The following is a 25,709-nucleotide window of genomic DNA, read 5'->3' on the forward strand; positions in this document are numbered from 1 at the left end:
AGCCCCCGTGACCGTCATCAAAGCCGCGGTTGCCCTGCACCAGGCGTACGAGAAGCGCCAGCAGCGCCGCAACCCGTTCTACACGCCCCGAAGGTGGGAGCAGCTGGACGACGCCAGCCAGGTCGAGCACCTGGGCATTGCCGAAGCCGTCGCCCACGGCCGCACCCAGTACCAGGACAAGCGCATTCCGACGTGGGTGCGCGACGTCATCAAGGAGCACCTGTGACCGAAGACCCGCGGTTCCCCCGCGACTACAAGCGCCTGCATGGCGCGCCGTTTGACGACGATCCGGGTCCGTGGCCGTACCTCATCGTCGTCGCCGTCGGCGTCATCGCCGCACTGGCAATCCTCATCACCACCTACATCTAGGAGACCACCATGACCACCCCGAACGTCCCCGACACCGCCCACCAGGGCGAAGCTATGCCCCTGACCACCCCGTCCAGCTCGCAGGCCCTGGCTTCCCTCAAGGAGCAGGCCGAAGCGATGGGCGCGGCGATGCAGGTCGCCGAGGCGATGTGCTCCACCGAGCTCGTCCCCAAGCAGTACCGCGGCAAGCCCCACGACGGCGCGGCCGCCATCCTCTACGGCGCCGAGCTCGGCCTCAACGCGATCCAGTCGCTGCAGCAGGTCATGGTCATCAACGGCAAGCCCGGCGTCGAGGCCCGCACCATGGTCGGCCTGCTCCGTGCCCACGGCTACCGCTTCGACGTCACCGAGAACACCGACACCGCCGTCACCGTCGTCGGCACCGCCCCGACCGGCGAGACGTACACCGCCCGGTGGACCATCGACATGGCCCAGCAGGCCGGGTACACGAAGAACAGCCTGTACAAGCAGATTCCCGCGGCGATGCTCTACGCCAAGTCCGCCACCGAGGTCTGCCGCCGCCTCGGGTCGCACATCCTGTCCGGCATCGCCTACAGCGTCGAGGAGCTCCGCCTGTCTGAGCCCGTCCAGGCGCAGGCGACGCGCGCGGACCGGCCGACCGCCGGCGGTGGTGCGGTGTCGGCGATTGAGGCTGCTCGCAGCCGCATGCACGCCCGCCAGGACGAGCAGGCCCCCGTCGACGTGTCCGAGATGCAGGAAGCCCCGGCCGTCGACGCGCAGGCCGTCATCGACGGCAACGCGATGCTCCGCGAGCTCCTCGACGGGCTGGTCGCGTCGCGATCCGAGGAGGAGATGCAGACCAAGGTCGGCGCGCACGTGTCGAAGCTCGGCGACGACGAGGCCGCACTTGCGGTGCTTCGTGAGGCGTGGACCGAGCGGGCCGCCGAGATCGCCGCGGAGGTGCAGCAGTAATGGCGCAGGGAGACACTCCGATCACGCTGGTCGGCAACGTCGTCTCTGATCCGGAGCTGCGCTACACCCCGTCGGGTGCAGCGGTGGCGAACTTCCGCGTGGCGTCGACGCCCCGGGTGTTCAACCGCGACGCCAACCAGTGGGAGGACGGCGACGCGGTGTTCCTGACCTGCAACGTCTGGAAAGAACAGGCGGAAAACGTCATGGAAACGCTGGTCAAGGGCATGCGCGTCATCGTCACCGGCACGCTGCATCAGAGGTCGTACGAAACCCGCGAGGGGCAGCAGCGCACCGTCTACGAGATCAAGGACGCCGAGGTCGGTCCGTCGCTGAAGTTCGCCACGGCGCAGGTGATCCGCAACCCGCGCGGCGGTGGCGGGCGCCCGGCCGGTGGGCAGGCAACCCGCCCGGATCCGTGGGCGTCGTCCAAGCCCAACAATGACGGCGACCAGCCGCCGTGGTGACCAACGACTAGTGAGAAAGGAGTCCGCCAGTGGCTCGTGAATATGCCCAGATCCGACTCAGCATCTGGAACGACGATGCATTTCGGGCGCTGACCCCGGCGGCGCAGTGGCTCTACTTCCTGCTGCTGACCCACCCGACGCTCACCAGCGCCGGTGTGGGGGACTGGCGGCCCAACCGTCTCGCCGCGCTCGCCCAGGGTCATGACGTGGAGGTGGTGGAAAACGCCGGCGCCGAGCTGGCCCATCACCTGTACGTCGTCATCGACCAGGAGACCGAGGAGTATCTGGTGAGGTCGTTCCACCGCAATGACGATCTCCTCAAGATGCCGAACATGGCCACCGCCGCTGCACGCGCCGCGGCGGAGGTTGCGTCGGCGGGGATCCGTGGGGTCCTCGTGCATGAGCTGAATCGGCTCAAGCGGGAGCGTCCGGGGATGAAGGGGTGGGGGTCGCAGGAGCTGTCGGAGTTGATGGCCGGGGACTCGATTGACCCTTCGGTTTACCCATGCTGGAACCCATCGGTTAAGGGTTCCGGCAACCCTTCGGTTAACCCTTCCCCGAGCCCTTCCGTTAAGGGTTCCGTTGACCCTTCCGGTAACCCTTCGGTTTACCCATCGGTTAAGGGTGAAGGCATCCCTTCCGGTAACCCATCGGTTAACCCAAGCCCTTCAACAGCAACAGCAACAGCAACACCCAACACACAACTCTCAACCTTGGGGGGAAAGGTGGTCGGGAACGTTACTGGGGGAGAGGAGCCTAGTTTTTCCCCTCCCCAGATTTCTCAGACCATCCCGGACGCGTGGCTCGACGACCCCGGCGCCGCGAGATGCGCGACGCACATCGGCGACCCATTCCCCCCGCCGTGCGGTGGGTGCGCCGACGCCCGCAAAACCGCCGAACGCGCCTCCTGGGCACGGGCCACCGAACGCCGGCAAGCCGCCGAAGCCCGCCGCACCGCCATCGACGGCTGCGAGCTGTGCGACGACGGCGGGTGGATCCTCGACGTCCAGCCGGTGACCCGCTGCACCCACGACCCCGACCGCAACTCCGAGATCGTCATGCAGCAGATCACCGAACGTGAGGAGAGGGAGCGCGCCGCGCAGGAGGCCCGCGAAATCGCGCGAAAAGCCGCCGCAGACGCCCGAGAAAGGCGCACAGCATGACCGAGTACACCCTGTGGCTCCCATACGCCCTACCGCCCCTCACGGCCAACCAACGCATGCACTGGCGACGCAAAGCCGACACCGTCCGCGACGTCCGCTACGCCACCAACGTCCTCGCCCGCAACGCCAAGCTCCCCCAGGGCGTCGACCACGCAACCGTCGCCCTGCACTACGTCCCCCGCGACCGACGCCGCCGCGACGCCGACAACCTCGTCCCCACCCTCAAAGCCGCCTGCGACGGACTCGTCGACGCCGGCCTCACCGCCGACGACACCCCGAACCTGATGACCAAGCACATGCCCACCATCGACCCGCCATCCCGCGAAGCCCCCGGCCCCCGAGAATCCCGCCTCTACCTCACCATCACCACGAAGGGAGAACCGCGTGCTTGACGCCACCCAGGCCGAACGCCTCGGCAGGAACCTCGCCCTGATCGTCCGCTACGCCCCCCGCCTCAACGGCACCAAAACCCGCAGCCAAGGCGGTACCGACAACGCCGGCCGCGCCCCCAACCTCCCCGGCCCCCGCCCGCCAATGAACCTCCACCCCCTCGACCTGCAGACCGAAGCCGAGGAGATCCTCCACGGATGGCTGACCAACCTCGCCAGCGACCTCGGCCTGCCCCCCGCGTGGTTCATCGGCCCCACCCGCCACCCCGGGCACCTCGCCGCCCGCCTCGGACAAGTCGTCTCCCACGTCGCCCAACGCGAATGGGGCCCCGACGCCGCCGACGAAATCGACCACATCACCGCCCGCATCGTCGCCTACGTCGACCCACCCAGCGACACCCCAGCCGCCCAGCCCACCGCACGCTGCATGACCCCAGAGGCCGCCGAGCAGCTCGTCACCGCCGCCCAAGCAAAAACCGTCCTCGACGGCCTCGGCTACCGGTGCACCACCGACCAAATCCGCAAGTGGCGCGAACGCGGACACATCACCCCGCAGGGCGCCACCCGCGCCGGGCGCCTGCTCTACCGCCTCGGCGACATCTCCGCCCGCCTGACCCACAAATCCGCCTAACCACCAGGAGGGACCCGCCATGACTACCCCGCGCGAAGGAATCTTCGACCTCAACACCACCCCGCCGGTCGAAGGAACGCTGGCGATCACCGACGACGCCATGACCGTGTCGATGACCATCACGCCGGGCATCATCCCCCGGCCCGTCGCGATGACGCTGCTGTCCCAGGAGCTCTCCCAGTTCGCCGCCGAGCTGGGGGAGAAGGCCACCGTCGCCGGCGAAACCTGGATGAAGCAGGTTGCCCGCGACATGCGCAACAAGGCCCGCGGCGCCGACAACGACACGCAGGGAGGTGACCAGCAGTGAGCAACCACGTCAGCGTCACCGGAACCTTCCAGCACGGCTTCGGCCGGGTCTGGGAAGTCCACGACGACCGCCTGCCCATCGACCCGAACGTCGGACGATTCTCGGATTGGGCCGACGCCCTGGCCTACGCCCACCGACGCGCCACCACCGCACAGCGGCAGCACGTCGAGAAGCTGGAACGCCACGCCTACGAAGCGCGCACCGCAGCACTCAAGGCACGCCCCAAACCGCGCGTGAAGATCAACATCACCGCCGAAACCGCTGCAGGTGCCGCGGAACTCGCAAAAGCCCAGGCCCGCATCGAAGCGCACGAGAGATTTCGAGCTTGCTATGGCCGATGAAGAACTCCCCGACTTCCTCGCTCTAGGGATCGAAGCGCTGGCCCAATCACCAGAAGGCCGAGCTGCCATGCGCCAGCTTGCCTCCGCGTACTTGGCGGATATTGCCGACGTATTCGGCATCGACCTCGAACAGCAGGAACCACCCATGCCCGCCCCATCCGACGCCGACCCGTGCAGCACGTGCCGTCTGCGTGACGAGTGGTGCTGCGACCCCTGGGAAACCCCCAACGACCACGAAGGAAACGAAGAATGAGTTGGTCGCCCGCTGACGACTACGACGACTACGGCCGTTACCGGCCGCACCCGTACCCCAACCGACGTGGGTACTCGTTCTCGAACTGCTCGCCGGGCTGCTGCCGCAACGGCCTTCGTCTCTGCGAGGAGCCCCGAGACGCTGACGATGACCTGTACGAGGAGGACGACGATTGACCGCGACCACCCGCTCGACTGTCGCCGGGCTTGTGTGGGCGGCGATCACTGCTGTGGCGCTGGTCGCTGCGCTTTCCGCCGTCCGCGAACCGGCCCCCGCCCCCACCCCGACCACCACCACAACGGCGACGACGACGGTGACGACCCCCGTCGCGCCGTGCGATCACCCCGGCTGCCCGCCGTGGCCGTCCCTCGACTACTAGGAGACCAAAATGACTGACCAGCAGATTCCCGCCGACGCCGTGCCGCCGAACACCCTGGCCGAAGGCAGCGAGTGGGACGACTCGGACGCGCTGACCCTAGCGTGCCGCGAATCCGGGCGCGACCAAATCACCGCGATCGACTGTGACGGTGATGTGCACGTGTGGGGCGCGGACGCGGGATGGTGGGAGACGGGGTTTCCCTACTACGGGTTCGAGCCGTACACGATCATCCACACCGGACGAAAGGCCGACCAGTGAGCACCGAACCCCTGCGCGGCTGGGGCCGCCGCAGGCACGACCACGTGATGACCATCGAGGAGGCCGCCCGTCTGGTGGGGATCACCGCCCCCACGCTCCGCGCCGCCGCCCGCCGGGGCGAAGACGTGGGATTCCCCATCATCCGGGCCGGGAGGGCCTACGCCGTCCCCCGCCGCCCCCTGCACGCCCTACTCGGATTGGAGGCCGACCAGTGACCCCCGATGAAGCCCGCGACCTACTCGACGGCGCGGCCCCCGGAGAATGGCAGTGGGACGATACCGGAAACGTCGCCGCCGTGGACGGCGACGGGTGGGAGCATGTCGCCGACTACGTGTACGAGGAGGACGGGGCCTTGATCGTCGCCGCCCCGGGGATGGCCGCCATGATCGCCGGAATGCGCGCCGAATACGCCGTGCAAAACCGCGTCGGCGATAAGTGGCTGTACGAGGACGATGACGGACGCAACCTCGCCCCCTACGACAGCCACCGCATCGCGTGGTGGCCCGACCCAATCCCACAATCAGACATCGCAGATCGCGGAGAAGGAATGGCCCGCATCGTCCGCCGTTACGTCACCACCCCGGAGGAAGCATGAATGACATTCCCCGCCGCTTCGCGGCCCTCATCGCCCTCATCACCATCTGCGGATTCCTCGCCTTCGTCGCCGAAACCACCATGGGGTGCGCGCCATGACAGACCGCGACAACGCAAAGGAAACCCATGGGTAAACACCATCGCCACGACCCCGAGTTCGACGCGAAGCAGATTGCCGACGCCCTCACCGCACCACTCGCCGACGCCTTCCCCGGACTCGGGAGGTGGGACGAGCAGGTGATCTGGCGGCTGTTTCAAATCCTCACGTGCCCCACGGCCTGCGTCGGCTACGTCAACGCCGAAGGGTGGCACACCAACTGCCAACGCCGCGCCGCCGACGCAATGACGGCACTCGGATTCACCCCGCCACCACTAGACCCGTTCCCGGAGGACGACCCCGATGACTGGGACTTCTGACCGCGCCTGGTGCGTGGAAATGCTACTCGGTAACGAATGGGAGCAGATCGACGATGACGACGGGATCTTGTGGCACACCCTCGACGGGGCGTGCCGGCATCTGCATTGCCTGATCCTCGCCGGGTGCGTCTCCCGAATGCGCATCGCCCACAAGGCCGGGCACGTCACCATCGACCACGAGGTGATGGGCGGCGAGCCGTGCATTCGGGGTACCCGCGTCCCCGTCGAATGCATCACCAGCCTTTTCCCCGAGCCGGACGAGTGGATTCACGAGTGCTACCCGACCGTGCCGCTGGGCGCGATCCGGTGGCTACGCGCCAACCACAAGGAGCAAGCATGACCACCCACCTGCCCGGAGGATGGAAACTAGCCGACCACCCCCACCACGGGCGCGTGCTGGTGGTCAGGGTTTCCGGGGACACAGCAATCTATGCCATGCCGTTTGAGGTGCTCGGCATCTGTACCCGCCCGGCACTGGTGAGCGATCTGACGTTCGTGGACACCGACAACCAGACAACGGAGGAAGCATGACCCCGCAGATCATCCGCACCCGTGATGAACTTGCCGCGCTCGACCCCGACACTCTCGTCACTGATGCGCTGCCGCGCCACGACGATTTCCCTTCCCCGATGATCGCCGCGCTGCCCGCCCCCGTCGCCTACCGGCTCGACATCACCTGGCAGGGGCCGGTGGTCGTCATCGCCACCGGCGACCACGTCCGCGCCGCACGCCAAGCACTCAAGGATGCCGATGCCACTGACTGATGACCAGACCGAAACCCTCGCCCGCGATCTCCTCACCATCGCCCGCTGCGCCCGCACCCTCCACGCCCAGCTACAGCCCGGGTCGAATGCGGGCGATGGGGTGTGGCACCGGCCGGTCTACGGCCCCCGCCCACCCTGCTCCATCACCGTCCTGGACCTGCTGCACGAAGCGGACCAGGTCCTCGCCGGGTGGCTCGGCAACCTCGCCGCGGACTACCTCGGCGAGCACGTGGACGGCGCAGACGAAACCCCCAGGGCATGGGCCGCACGGCGTGACCGCACCACCCACGCCAAAGCCAACCGCCTCTACGAGTGGCGTCACCTCCTCGCGTCGAGGGAGTACGCCACCGACGCGGCCGACGAGATCGCCCAACAAGCCCGCATCCTCGCCGACCGCGCCGAACCCCCACCCCCCACGCCGAAGCCCACCACCCTCAACCCCGCCGCCGCAGCCACCACAGGCACGGCGGCGGAACTGTCTCGCGCCCTCACCCAAGCTGGATACGACGTACCCGCCGGCACCATCCGCTACTGGGGCAGTACCGGCGTCATCACCAAGTACACCGACACCACCGGCCGCCCCATCTACAAGCTCGGCGACATCCACACCCACATCACCAAGGAGACCACCGATGGATGACCAACGGTTCGTCACCAAGCTCATCAACCCGCTCGGCGAAACCCGCTGGCAGCCAACCCTCCCCAACGGCATGAGGGCATGGAAGAAGTACCTACGGTTCTTCCCGTGGGATAACGCATGGGCCCGGCGCGGCGACGTAGACGAAAGAATCAGCGACGGCCCACGCCTGTACCGCAGTCGAGCCCGCGCCGCCCGCGTAGCCAAGCGGCAATGGGTGAAGGTCGCGGGGAACCAATGGGAAGATCACCCAACACAGCATGAAGGTGACCCGTGACCATCATCATCTGGGGGACAGTGATCGCCGCTATCGTCACCCTCGCAGTCGGCAAGCACGCCACCGACAGGTGGCACATCGACAGGGCCGCGGAGGAAGAAGCAGCGAAGCACCCCAGCCAGCTGCAACGTAATGCCCACCGCACCTACCCAATCCGCCCCTTCGCCGCATTCACCACCTGCCCCGGATGCGGCACCGTCGGATGCTTCCCCTGGGAACTCCCCCCAGAACCCACGGACAAGGACACCCAGGACGAATCCGTAGAAGCACTCGATTACCTCACCGGCCAAGCGATCAGCGAATACAACAACCTCAGGGCCCTATGGGGCGGAGAAACCTTCTACACCACCCGCACTGTCGCCCACGATGAGCCGCCCCCCGATGCGACCACGTGCGATGTCATCCGAACTTGTCCCACCTGCGGTGCTCGATGGGGCGAGCGATGACCGACTGAAAACTCTTGACCAGCCGCCAACAACCCATGGTGTATGCTGTACGCAGCGCAGTAGTGAACCCCCGGGAGGCCCAGGCTTCCACGGGGGTTTTCTCATGCGCACCCCCGCCCACACACGGGCGGCGAGGGTCGGCCAGGTGGGGCCGCCGAACAAGCCCCCGGGGGACACAACAACCCCCGGGGGCCGACACCACCCGGCCCCACCAACACCACCCCCCAACACAACCCGGGCCCCCACCACACCGGGGCACAGTCGTCGACCAGCACCAGGCTGGCACCCACTCACGACGGGACGACGACACCAGGGACGCGCGCACAGGCACACGCCACAACAACCAGACACGCCAGCGCAGTCGCCCATCGCGCGCGTCCCGCAATACGACATCCCGGAGGTGACTCATGGGCAGAGCACCACAGGTGTGCACGGTGCATGGGTGCCCGGACACTGCGGTCCGGGTTGGCCGGTGCGCCGCGCATGCCCGGGAGCATGACCTCATGCAGAAGCGCACCGTGCCGACGAAGATCGCCGGCGGGACGCACGCCGAGCGCAAGCGCCGGCGACAGACCGTCGACGCATGGGTCCGGCGCCGAGGGTGGTGGTGCCCCGGCTACGGCCGACCGCCGCACACGGTGGCACCGGGCTCCCTGACAGCGGAGCACGAACACGCACTGGGCGACGGTGGGGCGCTGGGCCAGTCGCTGACGGTGCTGTGCAGGTCGTGCAATTCGCGGCACGGGCAGACGACCGGCATGCGGTATCGGAAGTGAAGCCCAGTGACAGGGCGGGGTTAGGCCACCCTGATGTAGAGGGTGTGCAGCCCACCCTGGGGGAGTCCCCCGCCCCGCCCCCACCACGCTCGGCCGCGGGGGAGGTGTCTCGGGCTGTGTACGGGTTCCAGCAAATGGCATTTGTGATCTAGATCATGGAGGTGAGGCCCATGCCCGGACCACCGCCGAAACCCAACGGCGAACGCCGCCGGAGAAACGCGCCGAGAGCCAACACGACGCTTTTGCCCGCCGCCGGCCGCCCCGGGCCCGCCCCGGAGTGGCCCCTCGGCGGCATTCCCGCCGAAGGCTGGGCTGACATCTGGGCGTTACCGCAGGCCGTCATGTGGGAGAAAATGGGCGCCGACGAGATCGTCGCCCGCTACCTCCTTCTTCGCGAAAGAATCACCGATCCTGGCTACCAGGAATCGAAGGTGGCTGGGTTCTGGAATGTCCTTACCAACCTGGAAGACCGCCTCGGACTCACGCCGAGGGCGATCATGCAGCTGCAATGGGAGATCGAGGGCACGACCGTACGCGAGGACGACGACCCGGAGACGGAAGGGACGGGATCCCGCGTGGACGAAGTCAGGGCGCGGCTCAAAGTCGTCCCCTGACACCGGGAGGTGATGGGCAATGCCGTGGTGTGGCCCGGAAGCCTCCGGCTGGCCGTACCCGACGCTCGGGTGGCAGGTCGGCCAGTGGATCGAAGAGCACTGCGTCATCCCCGACGGCGACCACGTCGGTGAGCCGTACCTGCTGACCGACGAGATGTGGCAGATCCTGCTCGAGCACTACCGGCTCAAGCCGAATGCTTCTGCGGAGAAGTACAAGTCGGCATGGGCGTACCGCCGATCGCTTGTGGTGAGGCCGCAGAAGTGGGGGAAGGGGCCGTTTACGGCGGCGATGGTGTGTGCGGAGGCTGTCGGCCCGGTCATCTTTGCCGGGTGGGACGCGCAGGGTGAGCCTGTGGGCCGTCCGTGGCCGTCCCCGCACATCCAGATCACGGCGACGTCGGAAGAGCAGACGATGAACGTCTACGGCGCCCTGCTGCCGATGATCCAGGAGGGGCCGCTGGCCGACGTGATCCCGGACACCGGCGAGACCCGCATCAACGTCCCCCGAGACCGGGGCCGCGGACTGATCGAGCCGGTCACCGCAGCCGCGCGGTCCCGCCTGGGCCAGCGAATCACCTTCGCGGTGCAGGACGAGACGCAGCTGTGGACCCCGTCGACCGGTGGCATCACCCTGGCGCAGAACCAGATCCGTGGTTTGGCCGGTGTGGGCGGCCGGTCGATTCAGACGACCAACGCGTGGGATCCGTCGGAGGGGTCGTACGCGCAGCAGACGTTTGAGGCGCAGGATGGGAAAGTCTACGTGGACTACCGGCAGGCGCCGGCGCACCTGTCGTACACCAACAAGCGCGACCGGTTGCGAATCCACAAGCACGTCTACGGCGACGCGTGGTGGGTTGACCTCGACGTCATCGAGGACGAGGCGGCGTCGTTGATCAAGACCGACCCGGGTAACGCGGAGCGGTTCTTCGGCAACCGGGTCGTCTACGGCAAGGGCCGGTGGATCCCGGAGGCCACGCTGCTCGCTGCGGAACGCCCCGACGAGGACGTCCCCGACGATGGTGCGGAGGTGTGCCTGGGTTTCGACGGGTCGGAGTCCAACGACTGGTCGGCGATCATCGGCATCACCCATGACGGGACGGTGTTCGTGCCGACGTACGGGCCGGATCACCGGCCGTGCGTGTGGGATCCGGAGGACTTCGACGGGCACATCCCGCGTGGAGAGGTGCACGCGGCGGTCGACGAGCTGCAGTCGCGGTACCGGGTGCGCAGGTTCTACTGCGATGCCCACGATTGGCGGTCGGAGATCGCCGAGTGGTCGATGCGGTACGGCAACGCGTTCGAGTGGGACATGTCCCGCACGGACCGGGTGCATAAGCAGTTGCAGCAGCTGGAGGTCGATTTGGCCACAAAGTCTGTCGGGTACCTCCCGTCCCGTGTGCTGACGACGCACATCCGGAATGCGCGGCGGGTGGCAAAGCGGAACATGAAATACACGCTGGGCAAGGCCAGCGAGACGCAGAAGATCGACGCGGCCATGTCGATGCTGCTGGCGCATGCGGCACGGATGGACGCGATCAGCGCCGGATGGCGCGGCGGCCCGGCACCGGTGCGCGGCGGACTGATGGTCGTGCAGCGGCGATGACGAGGAGGGGCGATGAAGCTCAGCAAGAATGAAGCGGCTCTGGTGGCGAAGTTGGAGAACCTCGCGGTCCGCCAGGATCGGGTTGATGCGGAGAACCTCGCCTACTACCTGGGTAAGCAGAACATCGAGTTCTTGGGGCTGCGGCTGCGCGAGGAGTGGCTGCGGCAGGCTTTCCCGCTGATGTGGTGCCGGACTCTGGTGCAGGCCGTGGTGGAGCGGCAGAACATTCAGCGGTTGCTGCGACGAGGCGTCGACACCGAGGACGAGGACCTGCGTCGTTACTGGGAAACCTCGGACATGGACATTCAGTTCCCGACGTTCGCGTCGAACCTGGGGATCTACGGCCGTGCCGTGATGACCGTGTCCTCGGATCCAGTCAGCGGTCGGCCGCGGATCGTGGTGGAGCCGGTGCGGGCGATTACCGTGCTGGTCAATGAGCTTGGGGAGACGCTGGCGGCGCTTCGCCGGTACTACGACGCGGACTCCCGGGAAGTGCGGCGGGTGCTGTACCTGCCGGACTCGACCATCGAGATCAAGGGGCGGGGCACGGGCGGTCAGGTCACGGCGCGGCATGAGCATGGACTTGGTCGGGTGCCGGTGGTGATGGCCGTGATGCATGACGTCGATGGCAAGCGCACGGGTTCGCCGGTGTTTGAGCCGATCAAGCGGTTGGCGGACACGTCGGCGGAGACGCTGCTCAACGCCCGGGTGGCGCTGGAGACGGTGGCGGCGCCGCAGAAGGTCTTGATCGACGCGGCGGCCCGGGTCGTGGACCAGGACGGCAACGAGGTGGACATCTACGAGGCGTTCTATGACTCAATGCTGCGGGTGTTCTCGTCGGGGGATGGCGGCGCCCATGAGTCGAAGGCTCAGGTTTTGCAGCTGGCCGGCGCGGACATGTCCGGGTTCTTTCAGGCGATCACGACCCTGGGGCAGCAGGCGGCGTCGGCAACGGGGTTGCCGATGCGGATGTTTGGTCACGTCACGGCGAATCCGCCGTCGGAGACGACGGTGCGCGGTGAGGAGGCCCGGTTGGTGCGGCTGGTTGAGCTGCACAACCAGGCGTGCGGCGCGGCGATCGGTTGGGCGCTGTCTATCTCTGACCGGCTGGAGTCCGGGGTGTGGCCGGAGCACGGTGCGATCGATGTGTCGTGGCGCGACCCGGGCACTCCGACGGAGGCGCAGCACGCCGACGCGATCACGAAGTACGTCCAGACCGGCGTGATGTCACGCCGGTCGGCGCTGGAGGAGCTGGGCTGGTCGGATACCCGCATCAACCGAGAAATGGACCGTCTGCGCGCGGAGGCGGAGGAGCAGGACTTCGGTTACCGGTCGCTGGCCCGCGGGGTCATCGAGGCGGACGTGATCGACTCGGAGTCGATCCACGATGCGTAGCGCTTACGACCGGCTCCCCAGGTCGGTGCGGCTGTATGAGGACGCCCGCCAGGAAGTCACCCGTGACCTGTTGCGGCGGGTCGGGAGGCGGTGGCCGCGTGAGGCGCCGCAAGACCCGGCCGGGTGGTTCGCCCGCAACGCAGACGGGTACGCCACCGACGTGACCATGGCGCAGCTGGAGGCCGCGCTGATCTCCGAGTGGTCGGTGGACAATGCGCTGGCTGCCCAGGGTATGGAGGTCCGCGACGCGCCTCGCACCAACCCCTTGGCGTTCGCGTCGACCGACGCGTCGGGCCGTCCGGTGATGGGGCAGGCGTATGCCAGCGCGGGGATGGTCGGCGGCACCGTTGACGCGGTGCGCGAGGCTGGCGGTGACGTGGCTGCGGCGCGTGCCCTGGCGTGGCGTCGGGCCGGTAACTCGCTTGTGCTGGCGACGCAGACGATCCTGTCGGACACGTCACGGTCGGTGAAGTCCGCTCGAATGCTCGCCCAGGACACCGGGTGGGTGCGGGTGCTCACGCCGCCGTCGTGCCCCAGGTGCGTGGTGACCGCCGGCAAGTTCCACAGGTCGCCGACGGCGGATTTCGACCGGCACCCCGGGTGCGACTGCACTCAAATGCCGACGCGGGACGAGTACCCCGACTGGGCGGTGGACGCGCGTGCGTATTTCGACTCGCTGACCGAGGACGAGCAGAATGCCACGTTCGGCATGTCGGCGGCGCGGGCGATGCGCGACGGCGCCGACCCTTCCCAGGTGATCAACGCCCGGCGCGGCATGTCCACGACGACGGATCGTTTCGGCTACCGGCGGGTGACGACGACGGAAGGCACCACGAAGCGTGGCTGGGCATCCAGGTACCTGCGGGAGAACTACAACGCATCTCTGAAAAAGCAGCGCGGCTCCCGGTACCGGCGCATGGACCGGCCGCGTTTGACGCCGGAGGAGATCTACCGGATCGCCGGTGATGACCGAGATCTGGCGATGAGCTTGCTGCACAAGAACGGCTACTACCTCGACGCCTCGCCGGGGCTGACGGGACGGCAGTCGCACTACCCGCGTGACCCGGAGTTGCAGCAGGCCACCGTGCGGGCGAACGAGCGGATGAAACGGCGCGGCGTGACGCCGCCATGAACCTGACGGAGGACACACATGTGGAAGAACACGCGGCCGTGGCTGCGGTACATCGAGGGCATCGACGGTGCCCAGGCTGGTTCCGGAGGAGACCCGGCGCCGCCTGAGCCCCAGCAGCCCGCCCCGGCACAGCCGGAGAAGGGCGGGGACCAGAACGGCGACAAGTCCAGCGGTGACGAGCCGCCGGCTCCCGCCCCCGAGCCCGTGGTTACCCCGCCGGAACCGGCCGGGGATTCGGAACCGCCCGCGAAGCCCGCGGCGAAGCCGGATACCGATGACCCGCGGGACACGGAGCTGGAGGCCATGCGCCAGCAGCTCAAGGAGCTGTCCGAGTGGCGCGACAAGGAAGTCGCCCGCGCCCGCGACGCAATGGCTGCGGACGTGGTTAAGGCTGCTGGGCTGCCCGACGTGTTCGCGTCGAGGCTGCGGGGAGATTCCCGCGAGCAGCTGGAAGCGGACGCGAAGGAGATCGCGGCGGTCATCGGCCAGGTGTCGAGCCGCGGAGCGGTCGACCCGTCGCAGGGACGAAGCGGCGGCCCCGTGGCCGCCACCATCGAGGACGCCATCAAGGCGCACTACGGCATCAACTAACCCCATCTGAGAGGAGCCAACATGGCTATCACTCTGGCTCAGGCCAAGCTCAACACCCAGGACGACTACGACACCACGGTCATCGATGAGTTCCGCAAGGATTCGCCGCTGCTCGACGCGCTGCCGTTCCAGCAGGCCGTCAACCCGGCTGGTGGCGGCGCGACGCTCGACTTCTCCTACCGCCGTCTGGTCACCCAGGCGACCGCCGAGACCCGTGCGATCGGCGAGGAGTACAGCAAGCAGAACGTCACGACCGAGAAGATCACCGGCACCCTGGCCGAGATCGGTGGCGCCTACGAGATCGACCGCCGCATCGCCCACCTCGGCGCGGCGGCGACCGACGAGATCGCGCTGCAGACCGCCCAGAAGATCAAGGCCGCCCGCGCGAAGTTCAACGACGAGGTCATCAACGGCGACGTCGGTGTCGACGCCAACGGCTTCGATGGTCTGGACAAGGCCTTGACCGGCTCGTCGACCGAACTGACCGGTGGGAAGGACTGGACCGCGTTCACCGACGCCGCGTCGTACCTCGCGGTGCTCGACGACCTCGACGAGCTGCAGTCCGAGCTCGACGGCCCGGGCTCCCTGCTCATCGCCAACAAGGCGGTGCTGGCGAAGATCCGTGCGGCCGCGCGCCGCGCCAACATGTACACCAAGTCCCCGGTCGACGGCCTGACCACTCCGGCCGGCGCCCCGCTGACCCGCGAGATGGTCGGCGACCTGGTCCTCGTCGAGGCCGGCACCAAGGCCGGGTCGAATGACCCGGTCATCCCGGTCGACAGTGGCGAAGGCACCACGGACATCTACATCGTCCGCCTCGGCCTCGATGGCTTCCACGGCATGACCACCGCCGGCGGCAACATCGTCCGCACCAAGCTGCCGGACTTCTCCACCGCTGGCGCGGTGAAGACCGGCGAGGTGTACCTCGAGAACGTCGGTGTGGCGCTGAAGGCCACGAAGGCCGCGGCGGTTCTGCGTGGCGTGAAGGTGCGCTAATCATGGCGACGATTACCGTTCGCGCCCCCGTGCGGGATTTCAAGGGCGTCGTCGCCGGCGTCGTCTTCACCGGTGGGGTGGCGACCGTCGACGACGAGAAGCACGCCGCTGCGGTGGCGTACTTCCGGCGCAAGGGCTACCGGTTCGGCGACGACGCTGGTGGGAAGTCCACCGCCGGGGAGCCGGAGGCCGGTGCCGTCACGGAGCCGGCGCCGGAGCCCGGCGGGACTGGCTTGTCCGACAAGACCCCGGTCGCTGAAGTCCGGGCGCACGCCGAGGGGCTGGGAATCGACACGGAGGGCAAGTCCAAGAAGGTTCTCCTGGCCATGATCGCCGACATCGAGTAAGGAGGTCGCCGGTGGAGTACTTCACGGATGACCTGTCCGAGGTGTGGCCGGGTCTCGACTCCGAGCAGGCCCGAAAGGTCACTCGCTGGTTGGGGCGGGCCGAGGGAATCATCGACGCGCGGTTTCCGGACTTGTCCGGCCGCGTCGACCGGGGTGAGATTTCCCGGGCGGTCGTCGGCGGTGTCGTCGAGGAGATGGTCAGTCGGGCGCTGGCTGCGGATGACCGGGACGGAATCCGGTCGGAGCAGTTGCCCGAGTGGCAGGTCGAGTACGACACCGGCACCGGCCTGGGGCAGGGGAGCACCCTGTATCTGACGACGGACGAGTACGCGCTACTAGCGCCGCGCTCCAGCGGCGTCCGGATCGGCTCGATGAGGATGGCGAGGTCGTATGAAGTCCATGACCCGACTCCGTGAGCACCTCGAATCCGGGTGGGTGCTGACCCTGCCGGGTGAGGGTTTCGTCATTGACGAAATGACCGGTAATCGTAGGCCGGGCCCTGAATCGTCACATGACGTTTCGGTGTCCATTCAGCAGCCCGCCTTCACTGGCATGGAGGAGCTCGGGGTGTCGGGTATCCGCGATGAGCGGGTGGCCGTGATCTTGCCAGCGATGGAGATCCCCGACACCGCGACGCTGACCTCCCCGGCCGGGGAGGTGTGGAACGCGCGGGGCGACGGGATCCTCCGGCGCGGCCCCCGCCGAACCCCCAGATACACCGCCCTTCCGGTGCGTCGAGCAAAGGAGAAAAACCGATGAGCAATCTGACCGCCGTCTACGTCGACGAGAATGGGCGGACGGTGTTGACGGCCCGAGGGTCGTCGCACCACCGCCGGCACATGCGCCAGCAGCGGGACGTCCCGCCGCCGAAGCGACGCCGCCGGAAGGAGGTGGCCGCCGATGAGCGCGAGGCTGACGCTGTACAGGGAGCAGCTTCGTCGGGAGACGAAGCAGGAGTCCCTGGAGGGCAGGCGAGAGATCGCTAACCAGATCGTCGGTGACGCGAGGGGTTCGGCGCCGGTGCTGACCGGGGCGTACCGCGGTGGCATGGGCGTCGAGGAGTCCGGAGGAACCGTGATGGTCGTCGACAACGACGATGACGCGATCCACAAGGAGTACGGCACCAGCGACACTCCGGCGCATGCGGCGCTGACCAACGCGGCCATGGCGTATGGCCGGTACTCGGGTATGCGTCCGAGGGGGCGGTAGCCCATGGCGCGTGAACCGATGCCGTACATTGCCGGTGCTGTGCGCAGGTGGCTGCTCGATCAGCCTGAGCTGGTGGCGCTGCTGCACGGCGGGACGATCTCCACCCGTGACCTTCCGTCCCCGCTGACGCTGCCGCATGTGACGGTGGCTGTCGTCGGGCACGTCGGCCCGGACCCGATGCTGCGGCGCCTGATGGTGCAGGTCACCCCGTGGGTGCCTGACCTCGACGTCACCGGGTTCGACGAGGACCCGGACGTGACGGCGTGGAGCATCGCTGCGACGGCCGGCGAGCTGCTGGGCCGGGCGAAGAACGTCGTCCTCGATGACCGGCACGCGTGGTCGGCGACGTGGATTGACGGCCCGGTACAGCTCTACGACGAAAAGCGGGGCAAGGACAGCCTCTTGTTCTACGCCCCGGTGCGGTTCCAGGTGCACTTGCGCCGCCGCTGACAACACGAGAAATCACCTCTACCCATCCCCACCGCGGGGGTGGGTTTTTTCATGCCCTGACCAGGGCGGAAAGAAGGAAGCATGTCCACTTACGCGGATCCCTCCAAGGCGTACCTCTGGCTCGACGGCGACGGCTGGCGCGGCGAGGCCGGCATCGATCTGCCGGCCCTGACCGCCGAGGCCATCGACGCTGTCATGAAGCCGTTCGGCGGCATCGAGACCGGTTTCGAGGTCACCGCCGACCAGAAGGTCGAGAAGAAGAAGGTCTGGAACTACCGCCAGGCCCCGTACAAGGTCGCCCGTGACCCGCTGGAGAACGGCATGAAGTTCCGTGCGGTCGACAACACGGAGGCGACCCTGCTGACCCGTGCCCAGGGCGGCACGATCACCAAGGTCGGCGCCAACTACCACATGGTGCAGGGCGAGGGCGAGGAGTTCTCCTTCCTCACCTGCGTCCGTGACGGCGACGACGAGTCGTGGTTCTGGTGCCCGCGCGCGACGCTGTCCGCCCCGGCCACCCGCGCTGCTCTCGACGGGCAGAACCTCGACGGCTGGGAGTTCACGCTGACCTTCCTGGAGCCGATGGTCGAGATCATCCCGGCCCTGCCCACCGGCATGACGGTCGCCGACCCGGCGACCCCGTAGGCGCCGCACTACTCCCGGGGGAACACGCGGCCACGCCCCACACCCAAAGGTGGCCGCCACTATTTCTCCACCACCCTGATCGAGAGGATCACCCATGACCATCAACCTGCTCGACTCCCTGGCCGTCGCCGGAGGCGACTCCGTCGAGGTCACCGTCGGCGACCACACCCTGTCGGTGCGCCGGGACTTCACCGGCGACGAGGTCGCCGCGATCATCGGCCTGCACTCCGAGGGCGGCATCAAGCCGACGCTCGACGAGCAGCTCCGCGCGCTCGCCGCCGCCCTGTCCGACAGCGACGACGAGACGCAGTCCGCGTTCGTCGACGCGCTGATGGATATGCCCGTGCTGGTCATCCAGCAGGTGACGCTGCGCCTGGCGCAGATCGCGGGGCTGCGCGGCGAGGACGGGTCTTTCACCGTGGGTGCGCGGCCCTAGTCGATCCTGCCGCGTGCCGCCGGGCCGTCGCCGGCTTCCGGCGGCATTACGGCATGTCGTGGATCACCGCCCGCGCGTCGCTGTGGCACATCGAGCTGCTGATCCTCGTCGAGGACTTGCCGCCGGAGTGGTCGCTGACCGACGAGAACATCGCACGACTGGTCGACCGGGACGATTTCTACCTCAACTCCGAGTGGTCGAGGTGGACCGCTGACCCGGACGACCCCGAGGCGAAGGCGGAGCAGGACCGCCGTAAGGCGCTGGGCATCAAACCGCCCCCGGCGCCGATCCTGCGGCCCGTCGCCGCGCGCCCGCTGGCCCTCCAGGAGGTGCTGGTGGAGCAGACGCGGCGGCGGATCGAGAGGGCGGAGGAACCGCCGAGAAAGAAGATCAGCCTCCGCGAGCTGCGGGAGCTGCGGGCAAGCGTGCAGTAGATAAAAAGGGGGCCGTCGTGGCTGGTGGCAAGATCGACATTCTCGTCGAGCCTGATCTCAAGGGCTTCGAAGGGAAGATGGAGTCCGGGCTGCAGGGCGGCCTGGGTAAGGCCCGGAACTTCGCCGCCCAGCTGGGTCTGCTTTTCGGTGCTGCGGAGCTGGCCAAGGGCGTCGTGGGGCTCGGCGTCGAGTTCGAGTCCCAGATGAACACGATGTCGGCGGTGTCCCAGGCGACCGGCACTCAGCTGGATGCGGTGGCAGCGAAGGCTCGCGAGCTGGGCAACGACACGTCGCTGACGGCGACCAGTGCGTCGGACGCTGCGGCGGCGATGACGGAGCTGGCCAAGGGCGGGTTCACTGTCGAGCAGTCGATGTCGGCGGCGAAGGGAACGTTGCAGCTGGCTGCGGCCGCGCAGATTGATGCGGCTACGGCGGCGACGATCCAGTCGCAGGCACTGCAGTCGTTCTCGCTGGGGGCGGAGGACGCCGCCCGTGTCTCCGACATCCTGGCGGGCGCGGCCAATGCCTCGTCGGCGGAGATCGAGGGCATCGCCCAGGGTCTCCAGCAGGCCGGCACGGTGGCCAACCAGTTCGGGTTGACGATCGACGACACGGCGACGGCGCTGGCGATGTTCGCCAACGCGGGCATCCAGGGCTCGGACGCGGGCACGCTGCTCAAGTCGGCGCTGCTGGCGCTGACCGATCAGGGCAAGCCGGCGCAGGCGGCGATGGAGGAGCTCGGCCTGTCGGTCTACGACATGCAGGGCAACTTCGTCGGCCTGCCCAGCCTGTTCGAGCAGCTGGCGAAGGCTCAGTCGGAGATGACACCGGAGGCGTACCAGGCCGCGACGGCCACGCTTTTCGGGTCGGACGCGATGCGTCTGGCCGGTATTGCCGCCGACCAGGGCCGAGGCGGTTTCGAGAACCTCCGTGACGCGGTGACCCGTCAGGGTCAGGCCGCCGAGGTCGCCGCCGCCCAGACGAAGGGGTTGCCGGGCGCGTTGGAGCGCGTGCAGAACGCGGCCGAGGAAGCTGGGCTGGCGATCTACACGGCGCTGTCCGACGAGCTCGTCGCCGGCGTCGACGCGGCGACGTCCGCGATCGATGGCCTGGGGCCGGTGCTCGCCGCCGGGTTCGAGACCGCACTTGCCGTGATTGGCCCGGTCGCGTCCGGCATCGGCGACGTCGCGTCGGCAATGTCCGGGTTGATCGGGCCCGCCACCGGCATGGCCGCCGCGATAGCGATGTCGAAGTGGGCCGACCTGCCGGGCCGGATCAACGCCGGGTCCAGTGCGCTGCAGGGTTTTGGCGGGCACATGCGTGCCCAGCAGAGCCTGGCCGCGCGGTTGGGCAAGGAAATCGGGGTCGTGGGATCCGCACTGGCGGTGATCGAATCCCGGTCGCCTGCGGTGGCTGGCATGACGTCAGCGTTCCGAACTGCGGCGTCCCCGGCGATGACGCTGGGCAGGAACACCAAGCGCGCCGCCGAGGACCTGTCCGGTATGGCCCGTGTGTCGCAGGTAGCCAAGGGGAATGCGCTCCAGCTGGGCGGCGCGCTGTCCGGCGTCGCTCATGGCGGCATGTCCGCCCTCAAGACTGGCGCCTCCAGCCTGGTGACGTTCCTTGGCGGGCCGTGGGGCGTGGCATTCGCCGCCGCCGGGCTGGCCATCGGCGCACTGGTACAGCGCCACCAGGAGGCGGCGCAGGCAGAGCTGGAGCACAAGCAGCGACAGTCGGAGCTGCGCGACACACTTGACGACACCACCGGGGCCATCACTGCCCAGACCGAAGCGCTGATGCTCAAGCGCGCGGAGGAAGCGGGGTGGGCGCAGACTGCCACGGATCTGGGGATTTCCCAGGGCACGCTGGCGCAGGCGATGCAGGGCAATGCCCGTGCGATCGGGGAGATCGACGCGGCGGTGGCCGCATCGAACGCGTCGGCGATCCGCGGCTCGGAGTTCTGGGCCAAGTACGGGTCCACCCTCGATGCCGCCGGCGTGAGTGCCGCGGACATGGGCGCGGCGATGGCGGGCAACGAGGACGCGGCCCGCCGGGTTAACGCTGCGCTGCACGACATCGACGCCGAGCACTTCGGTGTTTTCTCCGCTGGCGAGTGGACGACGCTGCAGCACGAGCTCGAGGAGACGACGCGGGACGCCAACGATCTGCGTGACGGCGTCAAGGGTGCGTCCGATGAGCTGGACGAGGTGCAGACGGAGCAGGCGCGGCAGGAGTTGCTGGCGCTGGAGCGGGCGATGGAGTCGACCCGTGGCGCCGCTGATCTGATTGGTGACTCGATCACGGCGATTCCGGACGACAAGACCGTCAAGGTTGCGTCCGATGCGGTGACCGCCGACACCCGCCGGGAGCTTGAAGAGCTGGGCCTTCAGGTGTCCCAGCCGTTCAACGGCGAGGTCACCGTGACGTTCCCGGACGGCATGGACATCGTCACGATGCTCGACGCCATCGGCGTGCAGATCGAGAAGCTGCCCGACGGGCACATCGGCATCACGAACGACTCGCCGGAGGTGCGCGAGCAGCTCGAACGGCTCGGGCTGAAGGTGGCGGAATTGCCCGATGGGCAGGTGATCATCGACTCCAACGACCCGGAGGTCATGGAGCGGATGATCGCCCTGGGCCTGCTGGTCCAGGATGAAATGACCGGAGAGATCCGGATCTCCGACAACGTCGAGGAAGTTCTGGCCAAGCTGCACGGTCTCGACGGGACGCAGACCGAGGGGGATCACACCCAGTCGGACAACGTCGACGAGACCAGGGGCAGGATCGATGGCCTCAATGCGGCGGACACTGGCGCCGGGCACACTCAGGACGACAATGTCCCTGATGTCCGCCGCGAGATCGATTCCCTCAACAACCGGAACACGTCGTCGACGCACACGATCACCACCCGCCGGGTTGAGTACTGGGTGTCGCAGGGGTACTCGCGGCAGGACGCAGGCCGTATTCAGGGGCCGGTGCCGCTCAACAACGCGGGTGGGCGGTTCTTGCCTGCCTACGCGCTGGGTGACCGGCATGCCGGCTACCGGCTGCCGAGTACTGGGCCGGGGACGGAGATTACCGACGGTTTCCTGGCGGTCGACATGCGCGGCATGCCCGTCGCACGGCTCGACGCCGACGAGTGGATCATCAACGGCGAATCCTCGGAGACCTACCACCAGCTGCTGCGCGGCATCAACGCGGACACCCCGCGTGCCCGCGCAGCGATGGCGGCGTACCAGTCGCTTCCGGGGTACGCGGAAGGCCGCAACCCCCGCGGCGACGATGATGATGATGATGACCGGGATACCGGCCGCACCGACGCCGACGACACCGACGGCGATGAGGACGACACGGAATCCGGGGTTGACCGTGCCTTCCGAGAACTGGAGAGCACCAGCGGCGGCCCGTACGTGTGGGGCGGCACGTCCAAGAGCGGTTCCGACTGCTCCGGCTACGTCGGCCTGTGGCAGATCGCCCTGCAGGACATCACCCCCCGCGAGCAACGACTGGGAACCACCCACACGCTGCTGGGCGGCGGGTGGCCGGACCTCGTGCCCGGCTCCGACGGCTTGTTCATCGTCGGCGTCAACTCCGAGCACATGGTCGCCCAGCTCGACGGCGTCAACATCGAATCCGGCGGCAACGGCATGCAGGTTGGTGCCGGGGCGACGTCGCCGCACGCACTCGGCGGGGCGACGCTGTACTACCTGCCCGACGACAAGATCGTCGGCGGTGCCGGCAAGGGACGCACCCGCCGCAGCAGCGGAAGCAGCAAGAGCGACGGAAAGACGGACGCCGAGCGCGAGCGGGAGCGACTCGACGAAATGGCCGCCGAGTCCTCCCCGCGACTCGCCCGGTCGAACACCCAGATCCCCCCGGACCCGATCATGTCGGCAGCGCTCACCGGCGCCAACGACCCGACGGGCCTGCTGGAGCTGACCCGCGCCGGCGCGTGGACCGATCGCTTCGGCGTCGCCCACGCCCCGGAGCAGGATCCGCTCGTCGAGTTCCTGCTGTGGGCCTACGGCGACCAGGACCAGGCCGACACGGACTTGGCCGCCGCGTTCAACGAGGCCAACGACCCGACCGGAGTTCGCTCCTTGATCGAAGCCGGCGTGTGGACTGGGCGTTTCGGCGCCCACTACCGCGCCGGGCGGGACTCGGAGCTCGTCAAGGCCGTGCAGGCAGCCCGCGAGAACGGCGGCTACTACGCGATCCGGCTGCGCGAGTTGCAGGGCGAGCTGGAAGACCGGCCGTCGTCGGTGTCCGAGCTGCTAGGCAACGCCGCCGGCGACGCGGTGACCGAGGGCACCAGTGACCTGTTCACCGTGCTGGGCCACGATGATGAGTTGGGGCCGCTGCTGCAGCTGGGCATGCTGGCGGGGAAGCGGGCGCGTGGACAGGCCGGTGGTGTCGACGCGTCGGGGAAGATCGTCATCGAGGACTCGACGGCTGCGGAGCCGAAGTCCGGGCCGGGCGGGTCGGGGATCAGCGAGGCGGAAGCCGAGGAGATTCAGCCGACTGGGTCGGCGGTCTATGACCCGGCCCGCGGCACTGAGCAGTGGGCTGGTGAAATTCTCCGCGCGCTGGAAATCACAGGCAATCCGGCCGCGTGGTCGGGGCCGATGACCGAGCAGGGCGACATCGAGTCTGGGGGCAACCCGGACGCGGTGGGGCCGGACTCCCCGGAGGGGACTCCGGAGGGCGTGTGGCAGGTCAAGCCCGGGACGTACTCCGCGTACCGTGACCCGAACCTGGTCAACGATGTGCACGACGTGCTGTCCAACGGCGTCGCGGCGCTTCGCTACGTCAACGCGACGTACGACCAGTTGCCGTGGCCCACCGCCGCCGGCTACCAGACCGGCGGGCCGGTGTACCCCGGCAAGCGCGGCGGCCGCGGCCCGAAGGACACCATTCCCGTATGGCTGTCCGAGGGGGAGTTCGTCGTCAACGCTGACGCCGCCCGCGAGAACGAAGCGGCGCTGACGATGATCAACGACGGCGCTGACGCCGCCCACGTCTTCGCCGACGCGGCGGTCACCACTGGCACCATGGCCGCCGGTATCGGCGTCGACGCGCTCGGCGGCGCAGCCCGCGCCGCGGCGTCCTCCCTGGGGCCGCAGGGCGCGGCGCTGATGCCGATGATCGCCATGGGCGAGCAGCTCGGCGGGGTGCTCGTCGACAACCTGGGCCAGCTGGCGCAGGGCCTGGCCGACGACACGATCAACACCGCGGCGACGTCGCTGGCCGAGCAGGTCGACGCCGGGTACTCCGACGAGCGGTTGGCCCGCGAGGTCCAGGTCGCCCAGGCCGCCGGCCGCGGCGCCCACGCGGGCGGCGGAACGGCGGTGGCGGAGCGACCGGCCCGCCCGATCAATGTCCAGGCCAACGGGTACGACCGGCGCGAGCTGGTCGCGGGCGTCCGCGAGGCCATCAGCATCGAGCGATGGGAGCAGGGATTCGGATGAGCATGGGAGCAGGGATTCGAATGAGCAGGGGAGCAATGTTTCCGTCCGGGGCTGCCAACGTTGTGTTGGCCGGCCCTGGGCGGGTGGCGCATCTGCCGGAGCGTGCCTGGCATCTGTCGGACTGGCCGACGCAGGCGTCGAACCTGGAGGGAGCGGTGCTGGCCGCCGGGTGGGCGGACTTCCAGGAACCGGAGATCACCCACCAGTGGTTCACTCCCGCCCAGGCCGACGGGGCGGTGTGGCTGGGGGCGGTCGCGGATCCGCGGGCGTTTTCCCTGCCGATCATGCTGCACCGCACCGCCACGAAGTCGCTCGAGCGGGTGCGTGACGCGTTCTTCGACGATCTGGGGCACCACCAGCCCGCCCGCCTGTACGTCAACAGCCCGTCCGGCACGACGTGGCTGGACATCCGCATGAACGGCCGGCCGGAGGTGGGGGAAACCCGGTGGGACGAGGCCATCGCCCAGGAGCAGGACTATCTCATCCCGGTGGTGTCCGAGCAGTCGCACTGGCAGGGGACGGAGGTCGCCCGAACCTGGGTCGAGGGCCGTGGGTGGTCTCCGAACCCGGAGCTGTGGAATTACGGGGACCTGCCGGAGTGGCCGGTGTGGACGCTGCGCGGTCCCGGCGTGTTCACCATCCCCGACATCGCCCCCAAGGTCTTTACGGGCCTCGAGGCGTTCGTCATGGAGCTGATCCCCGACTGGATCAAGGATCTGCTGCGGCAGGGTGGGCTGCTGCGCGACAACCAGACCACCGTCGTCCTCCTGCCGGGGGAGACGATGGTCATCACCGGCGACCCGAACCGCAAGCTGGCGGTGTCCGACAAGCGTGATAACGCGCACCGGCTGCTCGGCGGGCAGCGTCCCTTGTACCAGGTGATGCCGCACGAGCGGTGGGACTGCTCGGGACTGCGCGTCGTTGGCGGGCGGCCCGGGGTGACGTCGGCGGTGGTGCGGATTGACCCGAGGAGGCGACGCCCGTGGTAACC

General features: G+C 68.4%; 39 protein-coding genes. All 39 read left to right on the forward strand.

Annotated elements, in window-relative coordinates; genetic code table 11:
• The first annotated feature begins 7 nt into the window (after window positions 1–7).
• The 39 genes from CFREN_RS04140 to CFREN_RS04330 all read left to right on the forward strand — a co-directional run bounded on the left by CFREN_RS04140 (window position 8) and on the right by CFREN_RS04330 (window position 25,707).
• Complete coding sequence (locus CFREN_RS04140) at window positions 8–226, forward strand: hypothetical protein (RefSeq protein ID WP_209653659.1); 219 nt, start codon at window positions 8–10, stop codon at window positions 224–226.
• A complete protein-coding gene (locus CFREN_RS04145) occupies window positions 223–369 on the forward strand; it encodes a hypothetical protein (RefSeq protein WP_209653657.1) in 147 nt (48 codons plus the stop codon). The genes CFREN_RS04140 and CFREN_RS04145 overlap by 4 nt, the downstream gene beginning before the upstream one ends.
• A gap of 9 nt (window positions 370–378) precedes the next feature.
• Window positions 379–1,302, forward strand: coding sequence for a hypothetical protein (locus tag CFREN_RS04150; protein ID WP_209653655.1), 924 nt, complete (start codon window positions 379–381; stop codon window positions 1,300–1,302).
• Window positions 1,302–1,766 (forward strand): single-stranded DNA-binding protein, encoded by a 465-nt coding sequence (locus CFREN_RS04155; RefSeq protein ID WP_209653654.1) that lies wholly within the window; start codon window positions 1,302–1,304, stop codon window positions 1,764–1,766. The genes CFREN_RS04150 and CFREN_RS04155 overlap by 1 nt, the downstream gene beginning before the upstream one ends.
• A gap of 29 nt (window positions 1,767–1,795) precedes the next feature.
• Window positions 1,796–2,929, forward strand: a complete 1,134-nt coding sequence (locus CFREN_RS04160; RefSeq protein WP_209653652.1) for a hypothetical protein — start codon at window positions 1,796–1,798, stop codon at window positions 2,927–2,929.
• Entirely contained in the window at window positions 2,926–3,321 is a 396-nt protein-coding gene (locus tag CFREN_RS04165) for a hypothetical protein (protein ID WP_209653649.1), read from the forward strand. Before CFREN_RS04160 ends, CFREN_RS04165 begins: the two co-directional genes overlap by 4 nt.
• Complete coding sequence (locus CFREN_RS04170; RefSeq protein ID WP_209653647.1) at window positions 3,314–3,949, forward strand: MerR family transcriptional regulator; 636 nt, start codon at window positions 3,314–3,316, stop codon at window positions 3,947–3,949. The genes CFREN_RS04165 and CFREN_RS04170 overlap by 8 nt, the downstream gene beginning before the upstream one ends.
• A 19-nt stretch (window positions 3,950–3,968) precedes the next feature.
• Window positions 3,969–4,256: a hypothetical protein gene (locus CFREN_RS04175; RefSeq protein ID WP_209653645.1), complete on the forward strand. Its 288-nt coding sequence runs from the start codon at window positions 3,969–3,971 to the stop codon at window positions 4,254–4,256.
• Window positions 4,253–4,597, forward strand: coding sequence for a hypothetical protein (locus CFREN_RS04180; RefSeq protein ID WP_209653643.1), 345 nt, complete (start codon window positions 4,253–4,255; stop codon window positions 4,595–4,597). The genes CFREN_RS04175 and CFREN_RS04180 overlap by 4 nt, the downstream gene beginning before the upstream one ends.
• Entirely contained in the window at window positions 4,587–4,850 is a 264-nt protein-coding gene (locus CFREN_RS04185) for a hypothetical protein (protein WP_209653641.1), read from the forward strand. Before CFREN_RS04180 ends, CFREN_RS04185 begins: the two co-directional genes overlap by 11 nt.
• Entirely contained in the window at window positions 4,847–5,026 is a 180-nt protein-coding gene (locus CFREN_RS04190) for a hypothetical protein (RefSeq protein ID WP_209653638.1), read from the forward strand. The genes CFREN_RS04185 and CFREN_RS04190 overlap by 4 nt, the downstream gene beginning before the upstream one ends.
• The gene (locus tag CFREN_RS04195; protein WP_209653636.1) at window positions 5,023–5,229 is read left to right on the forward strand and encodes a hypothetical protein; all 207 of its coding nucleotides are present in this window, start codon (window positions 5,023–5,025) and stop codon (window positions 5,227–5,229) included. Before CFREN_RS04190 ends, CFREN_RS04195 begins: the two co-directional genes overlap by 4 nt.
• 9 nt (window positions 5,230–5,238) lie before the next feature.
• Window positions 5,239–5,487, forward strand: a complete 249-nt coding sequence (locus tag CFREN_RS04200; protein ID WP_209653634.1) for a hypothetical protein — start codon at window positions 5,239–5,241, stop codon at window positions 5,485–5,487.
• Entirely contained in the window at window positions 5,484–5,702 is a 219-nt protein-coding gene (locus tag CFREN_RS04205) for a helix-turn-helix domain-containing protein (protein WP_209653632.1), read from the forward strand. The genes CFREN_RS04200 and CFREN_RS04205 overlap by 4 nt, the downstream gene beginning before the upstream one ends.
• A complete protein-coding gene (locus CFREN_RS04210; RefSeq protein ID WP_209653630.1) occupies window positions 5,699–6,082 on the forward strand; it encodes a hypothetical protein in 384 nt (127 codons plus the stop codon). The genes CFREN_RS04205 and CFREN_RS04210 overlap by 4 nt, the downstream gene beginning before the upstream one ends.
• Window positions 6,083–6,207: 125 nt before the next feature.
• On the forward strand, window positions 6,208–6,498 hold the full coding sequence (locus tag CFREN_RS04215) for a hypothetical protein (RefSeq protein WP_209653628.1): 291 nt from the start codon (window positions 6,208–6,210) through the stop codon (window positions 6,496–6,498).
• Window positions 6,482–6,838, forward strand: coding sequence for a DUF433 domain-containing protein (locus CFREN_RS04220; RefSeq protein WP_209653625.1), 357 nt, complete (start codon window positions 6,482–6,484; stop codon window positions 6,836–6,838). Before CFREN_RS04215 ends, CFREN_RS04220 begins: the two co-directional genes overlap by 17 nt.
• Window positions 6,835–7,029 (forward strand): hypothetical protein, encoded by a 195-nt coding sequence (locus CFREN_RS04225; RefSeq protein ID WP_209653623.1) that lies wholly within the window; start codon window positions 6,835–6,837, stop codon window positions 7,027–7,029. The genes CFREN_RS04220 and CFREN_RS04225 overlap by 4 nt, the downstream gene beginning before the upstream one ends.
• The gene (locus CFREN_RS04230) at window positions 7,026–7,262 is read left to right on the forward strand and encodes a hypothetical protein (RefSeq protein ID WP_209653621.1); all 237 of its coding nucleotides are present in this window, start codon (window positions 7,026–7,028) and stop codon (window positions 7,260–7,262) included. Before CFREN_RS04225 ends, CFREN_RS04230 begins: the two co-directional genes overlap by 4 nt.
• Window positions 7,249–7,902 (forward strand): hypothetical protein, encoded by a 654-nt coding sequence (locus CFREN_RS04235; protein ID WP_209653619.1) that lies wholly within the window; start codon window positions 7,249–7,251, stop codon window positions 7,900–7,902. Before CFREN_RS04230 ends, CFREN_RS04235 begins: the two co-directional genes overlap by 14 nt.
• On the forward strand, window positions 7,895–8,176 hold the full coding sequence (locus tag CFREN_RS04240) for a hypothetical protein (RefSeq protein WP_209653617.1): 282 nt from the start codon (window positions 7,895–7,897) through the stop codon (window positions 8,174–8,176). The genes CFREN_RS04235 and CFREN_RS04240 overlap by 8 nt, the downstream gene beginning before the upstream one ends.
• Window positions 8,173–8,622 carry a hypothetical protein gene (locus CFREN_RS04245; RefSeq protein ID WP_209653614.1) on the forward strand — a complete coding sequence of 150 codons (450 nt, stop codon included), beginning with the start codon at window positions 8,173–8,175 and terminating at the stop codon, window positions 8,620–8,622. The genes CFREN_RS04240 and CFREN_RS04245 overlap by 4 nt, the downstream gene beginning before the upstream one ends.
• A 503-nt stretch (window positions 8,623–9,125) precedes the next feature.
• Window positions 9,126–9,398, forward strand: a complete 273-nt coding sequence (locus tag CFREN_RS04250; RefSeq protein WP_209653612.1) for a hypothetical protein — start codon at window positions 9,126–9,128, stop codon at window positions 9,396–9,398.
• 170 nt (window positions 9,399–9,568) lie between these two features.
• Window positions 9,569–10,012 carry a phage terminase small subunit gene (locus CFREN_RS04255; RefSeq protein WP_209653610.1) on the forward strand — a complete coding sequence of 148 codons (444 nt, stop codon included), beginning with the start codon at window positions 9,569–9,571 and terminating at the stop codon, window positions 10,010–10,012.
• A gap of 19 nt (window positions 10,013–10,031) precedes the next feature.
• The gene (locus CFREN_RS04260) at window positions 10,032–11,615 is read left to right on the forward strand and encodes a terminase large subunit domain-containing protein (protein WP_209653608.1); all 1,584 of its coding nucleotides are present in this window, start codon (window positions 10,032–10,034) and stop codon (window positions 11,613–11,615) included.
• Window positions 11,616–11,627: 12 nt separating this feature from the next.
• Window positions 11,628–13,010, forward strand: coding sequence for a phage portal protein (locus CFREN_RS04265; RefSeq protein ID WP_209653606.1), 1,383 nt, complete (start codon window positions 11,628–11,630; stop codon window positions 13,008–13,010).
• Window positions 13,003–14,142: a hypothetical protein gene (locus CFREN_RS04270; protein ID WP_209653604.1), complete on the forward strand. Its 1,140-nt coding sequence runs from the start codon at window positions 13,003–13,005 to the stop codon at window positions 14,140–14,142. The genes CFREN_RS04265 and CFREN_RS04270 overlap by 8 nt, the downstream gene beginning before the upstream one ends.
• Before the next feature lie 18 nt (window positions 14,143–14,160).
• Window positions 14,161–14,733 (forward strand): hypothetical protein, encoded by a 573-nt coding sequence (locus tag CFREN_RS04275; RefSeq protein ID WP_209653602.1) that lies wholly within the window; start codon window positions 14,161–14,163, stop codon window positions 14,731–14,733.
• Window positions 14,734–14,754: 21 nt separating this feature from the next.
• On the forward strand, window positions 14,755–15,729 hold the full coding sequence (locus CFREN_RS04280) for a major capsid protein (protein WP_209653600.1): 975 nt from the start codon (window positions 14,755–14,757) through the stop codon (window positions 15,727–15,729).
• Between the two features lie 2 nt (window positions 15,730–15,731).
• Window positions 15,732–16,076 (forward strand): hypothetical protein, encoded by a 345-nt coding sequence (locus tag CFREN_RS04285; RefSeq protein WP_209653598.1) that lies wholly within the window; start codon window positions 15,732–15,734, stop codon window positions 16,074–16,076.
• An 11-nt stretch (window positions 16,077–16,087) separates the two neighbouring features.
• Entirely contained in the window at window positions 16,088–16,492 is a 405-nt protein-coding gene (locus CFREN_RS04290; RefSeq protein WP_209653596.1) for a hypothetical protein, read from the forward strand.
• Window positions 16,476–16,835, forward strand: coding sequence for a hypothetical protein (locus CFREN_RS04295; protein WP_209653593.1), 360 nt, complete (start codon window positions 16,476–16,478; stop codon window positions 16,833–16,835). Before CFREN_RS04290 ends, CFREN_RS04295 begins: the two co-directional genes overlap by 17 nt.
• Before the next feature lie 141 nt (window positions 16,836–16,976).
• Window positions 16,977–17,285, forward strand: coding sequence for a hypothetical protein (locus CFREN_RS04300; protein WP_209653591.1), 309 nt, complete (start codon window positions 16,977–16,979; stop codon window positions 17,283–17,285).
• A 3-nt stretch (window positions 17,286–17,288) separates the two neighbouring features.
• Entirely contained in the window at window positions 17,289–17,735 is a 447-nt protein-coding gene (locus CFREN_RS04305; RefSeq protein WP_244979550.1) for a hypothetical protein, read from the forward strand.
• Between the two features lie 81 nt (window positions 17,736–17,816).
• Complete coding sequence (locus CFREN_RS04310) at window positions 17,817–18,380, forward strand: hypothetical protein (protein WP_209653589.1); 564 nt, start codon at window positions 17,817–17,819, stop codon at window positions 18,378–18,380.
• A 94-nt stretch (window positions 18,381–18,474) separates the two neighbouring features.
• Window positions 18,475–18,816: a hypothetical protein gene (locus tag CFREN_RS04315; RefSeq protein ID WP_209653587.1), complete on the forward strand. Its 342-nt coding sequence runs from the start codon at window positions 18,475–18,477 to the stop codon at window positions 18,814–18,816.
• Between the two features lie 53 nt (window positions 18,817–18,869).
• Window positions 18,870–19,250, forward strand: a complete 381-nt coding sequence (locus tag CFREN_RS04320; protein WP_209653585.1) for a hypothetical protein — start codon at window positions 18,870–18,872, stop codon at window positions 19,248–19,250.
• Between the two features lie 17 nt (window positions 19,251–19,267).
• Complete coding sequence (locus CFREN_RS04325; RefSeq protein WP_246580177.1) at window positions 19,268–24,718, forward strand: phage tail tape measure protein; 5,451 nt, start codon at window positions 19,268–19,270, stop codon at window positions 24,716–24,718.
• 20 nt (window positions 24,719–24,738) lie between these two features.
• The gene (locus tag CFREN_RS04330) at window positions 24,739–25,707 is read left to right on the forward strand and encodes a hypothetical protein (protein ID WP_209653583.1); all 969 of its coding nucleotides are present in this window, start codon (window positions 24,739–24,741) and stop codon (window positions 25,705–25,707) included.
• The last annotated feature ends 2 nt before the right edge of the window (window positions 25,708–25,709 follow it).

The sequence above is a fragment of the Corynebacterium freneyi genome (assembly GCF_030408835.1).
Lineage (GTDB): Bacteria > Actinomycetota > Actinomycetes > Mycobacteriales > Mycobacteriaceae > Corynebacterium > Corynebacterium freneyi.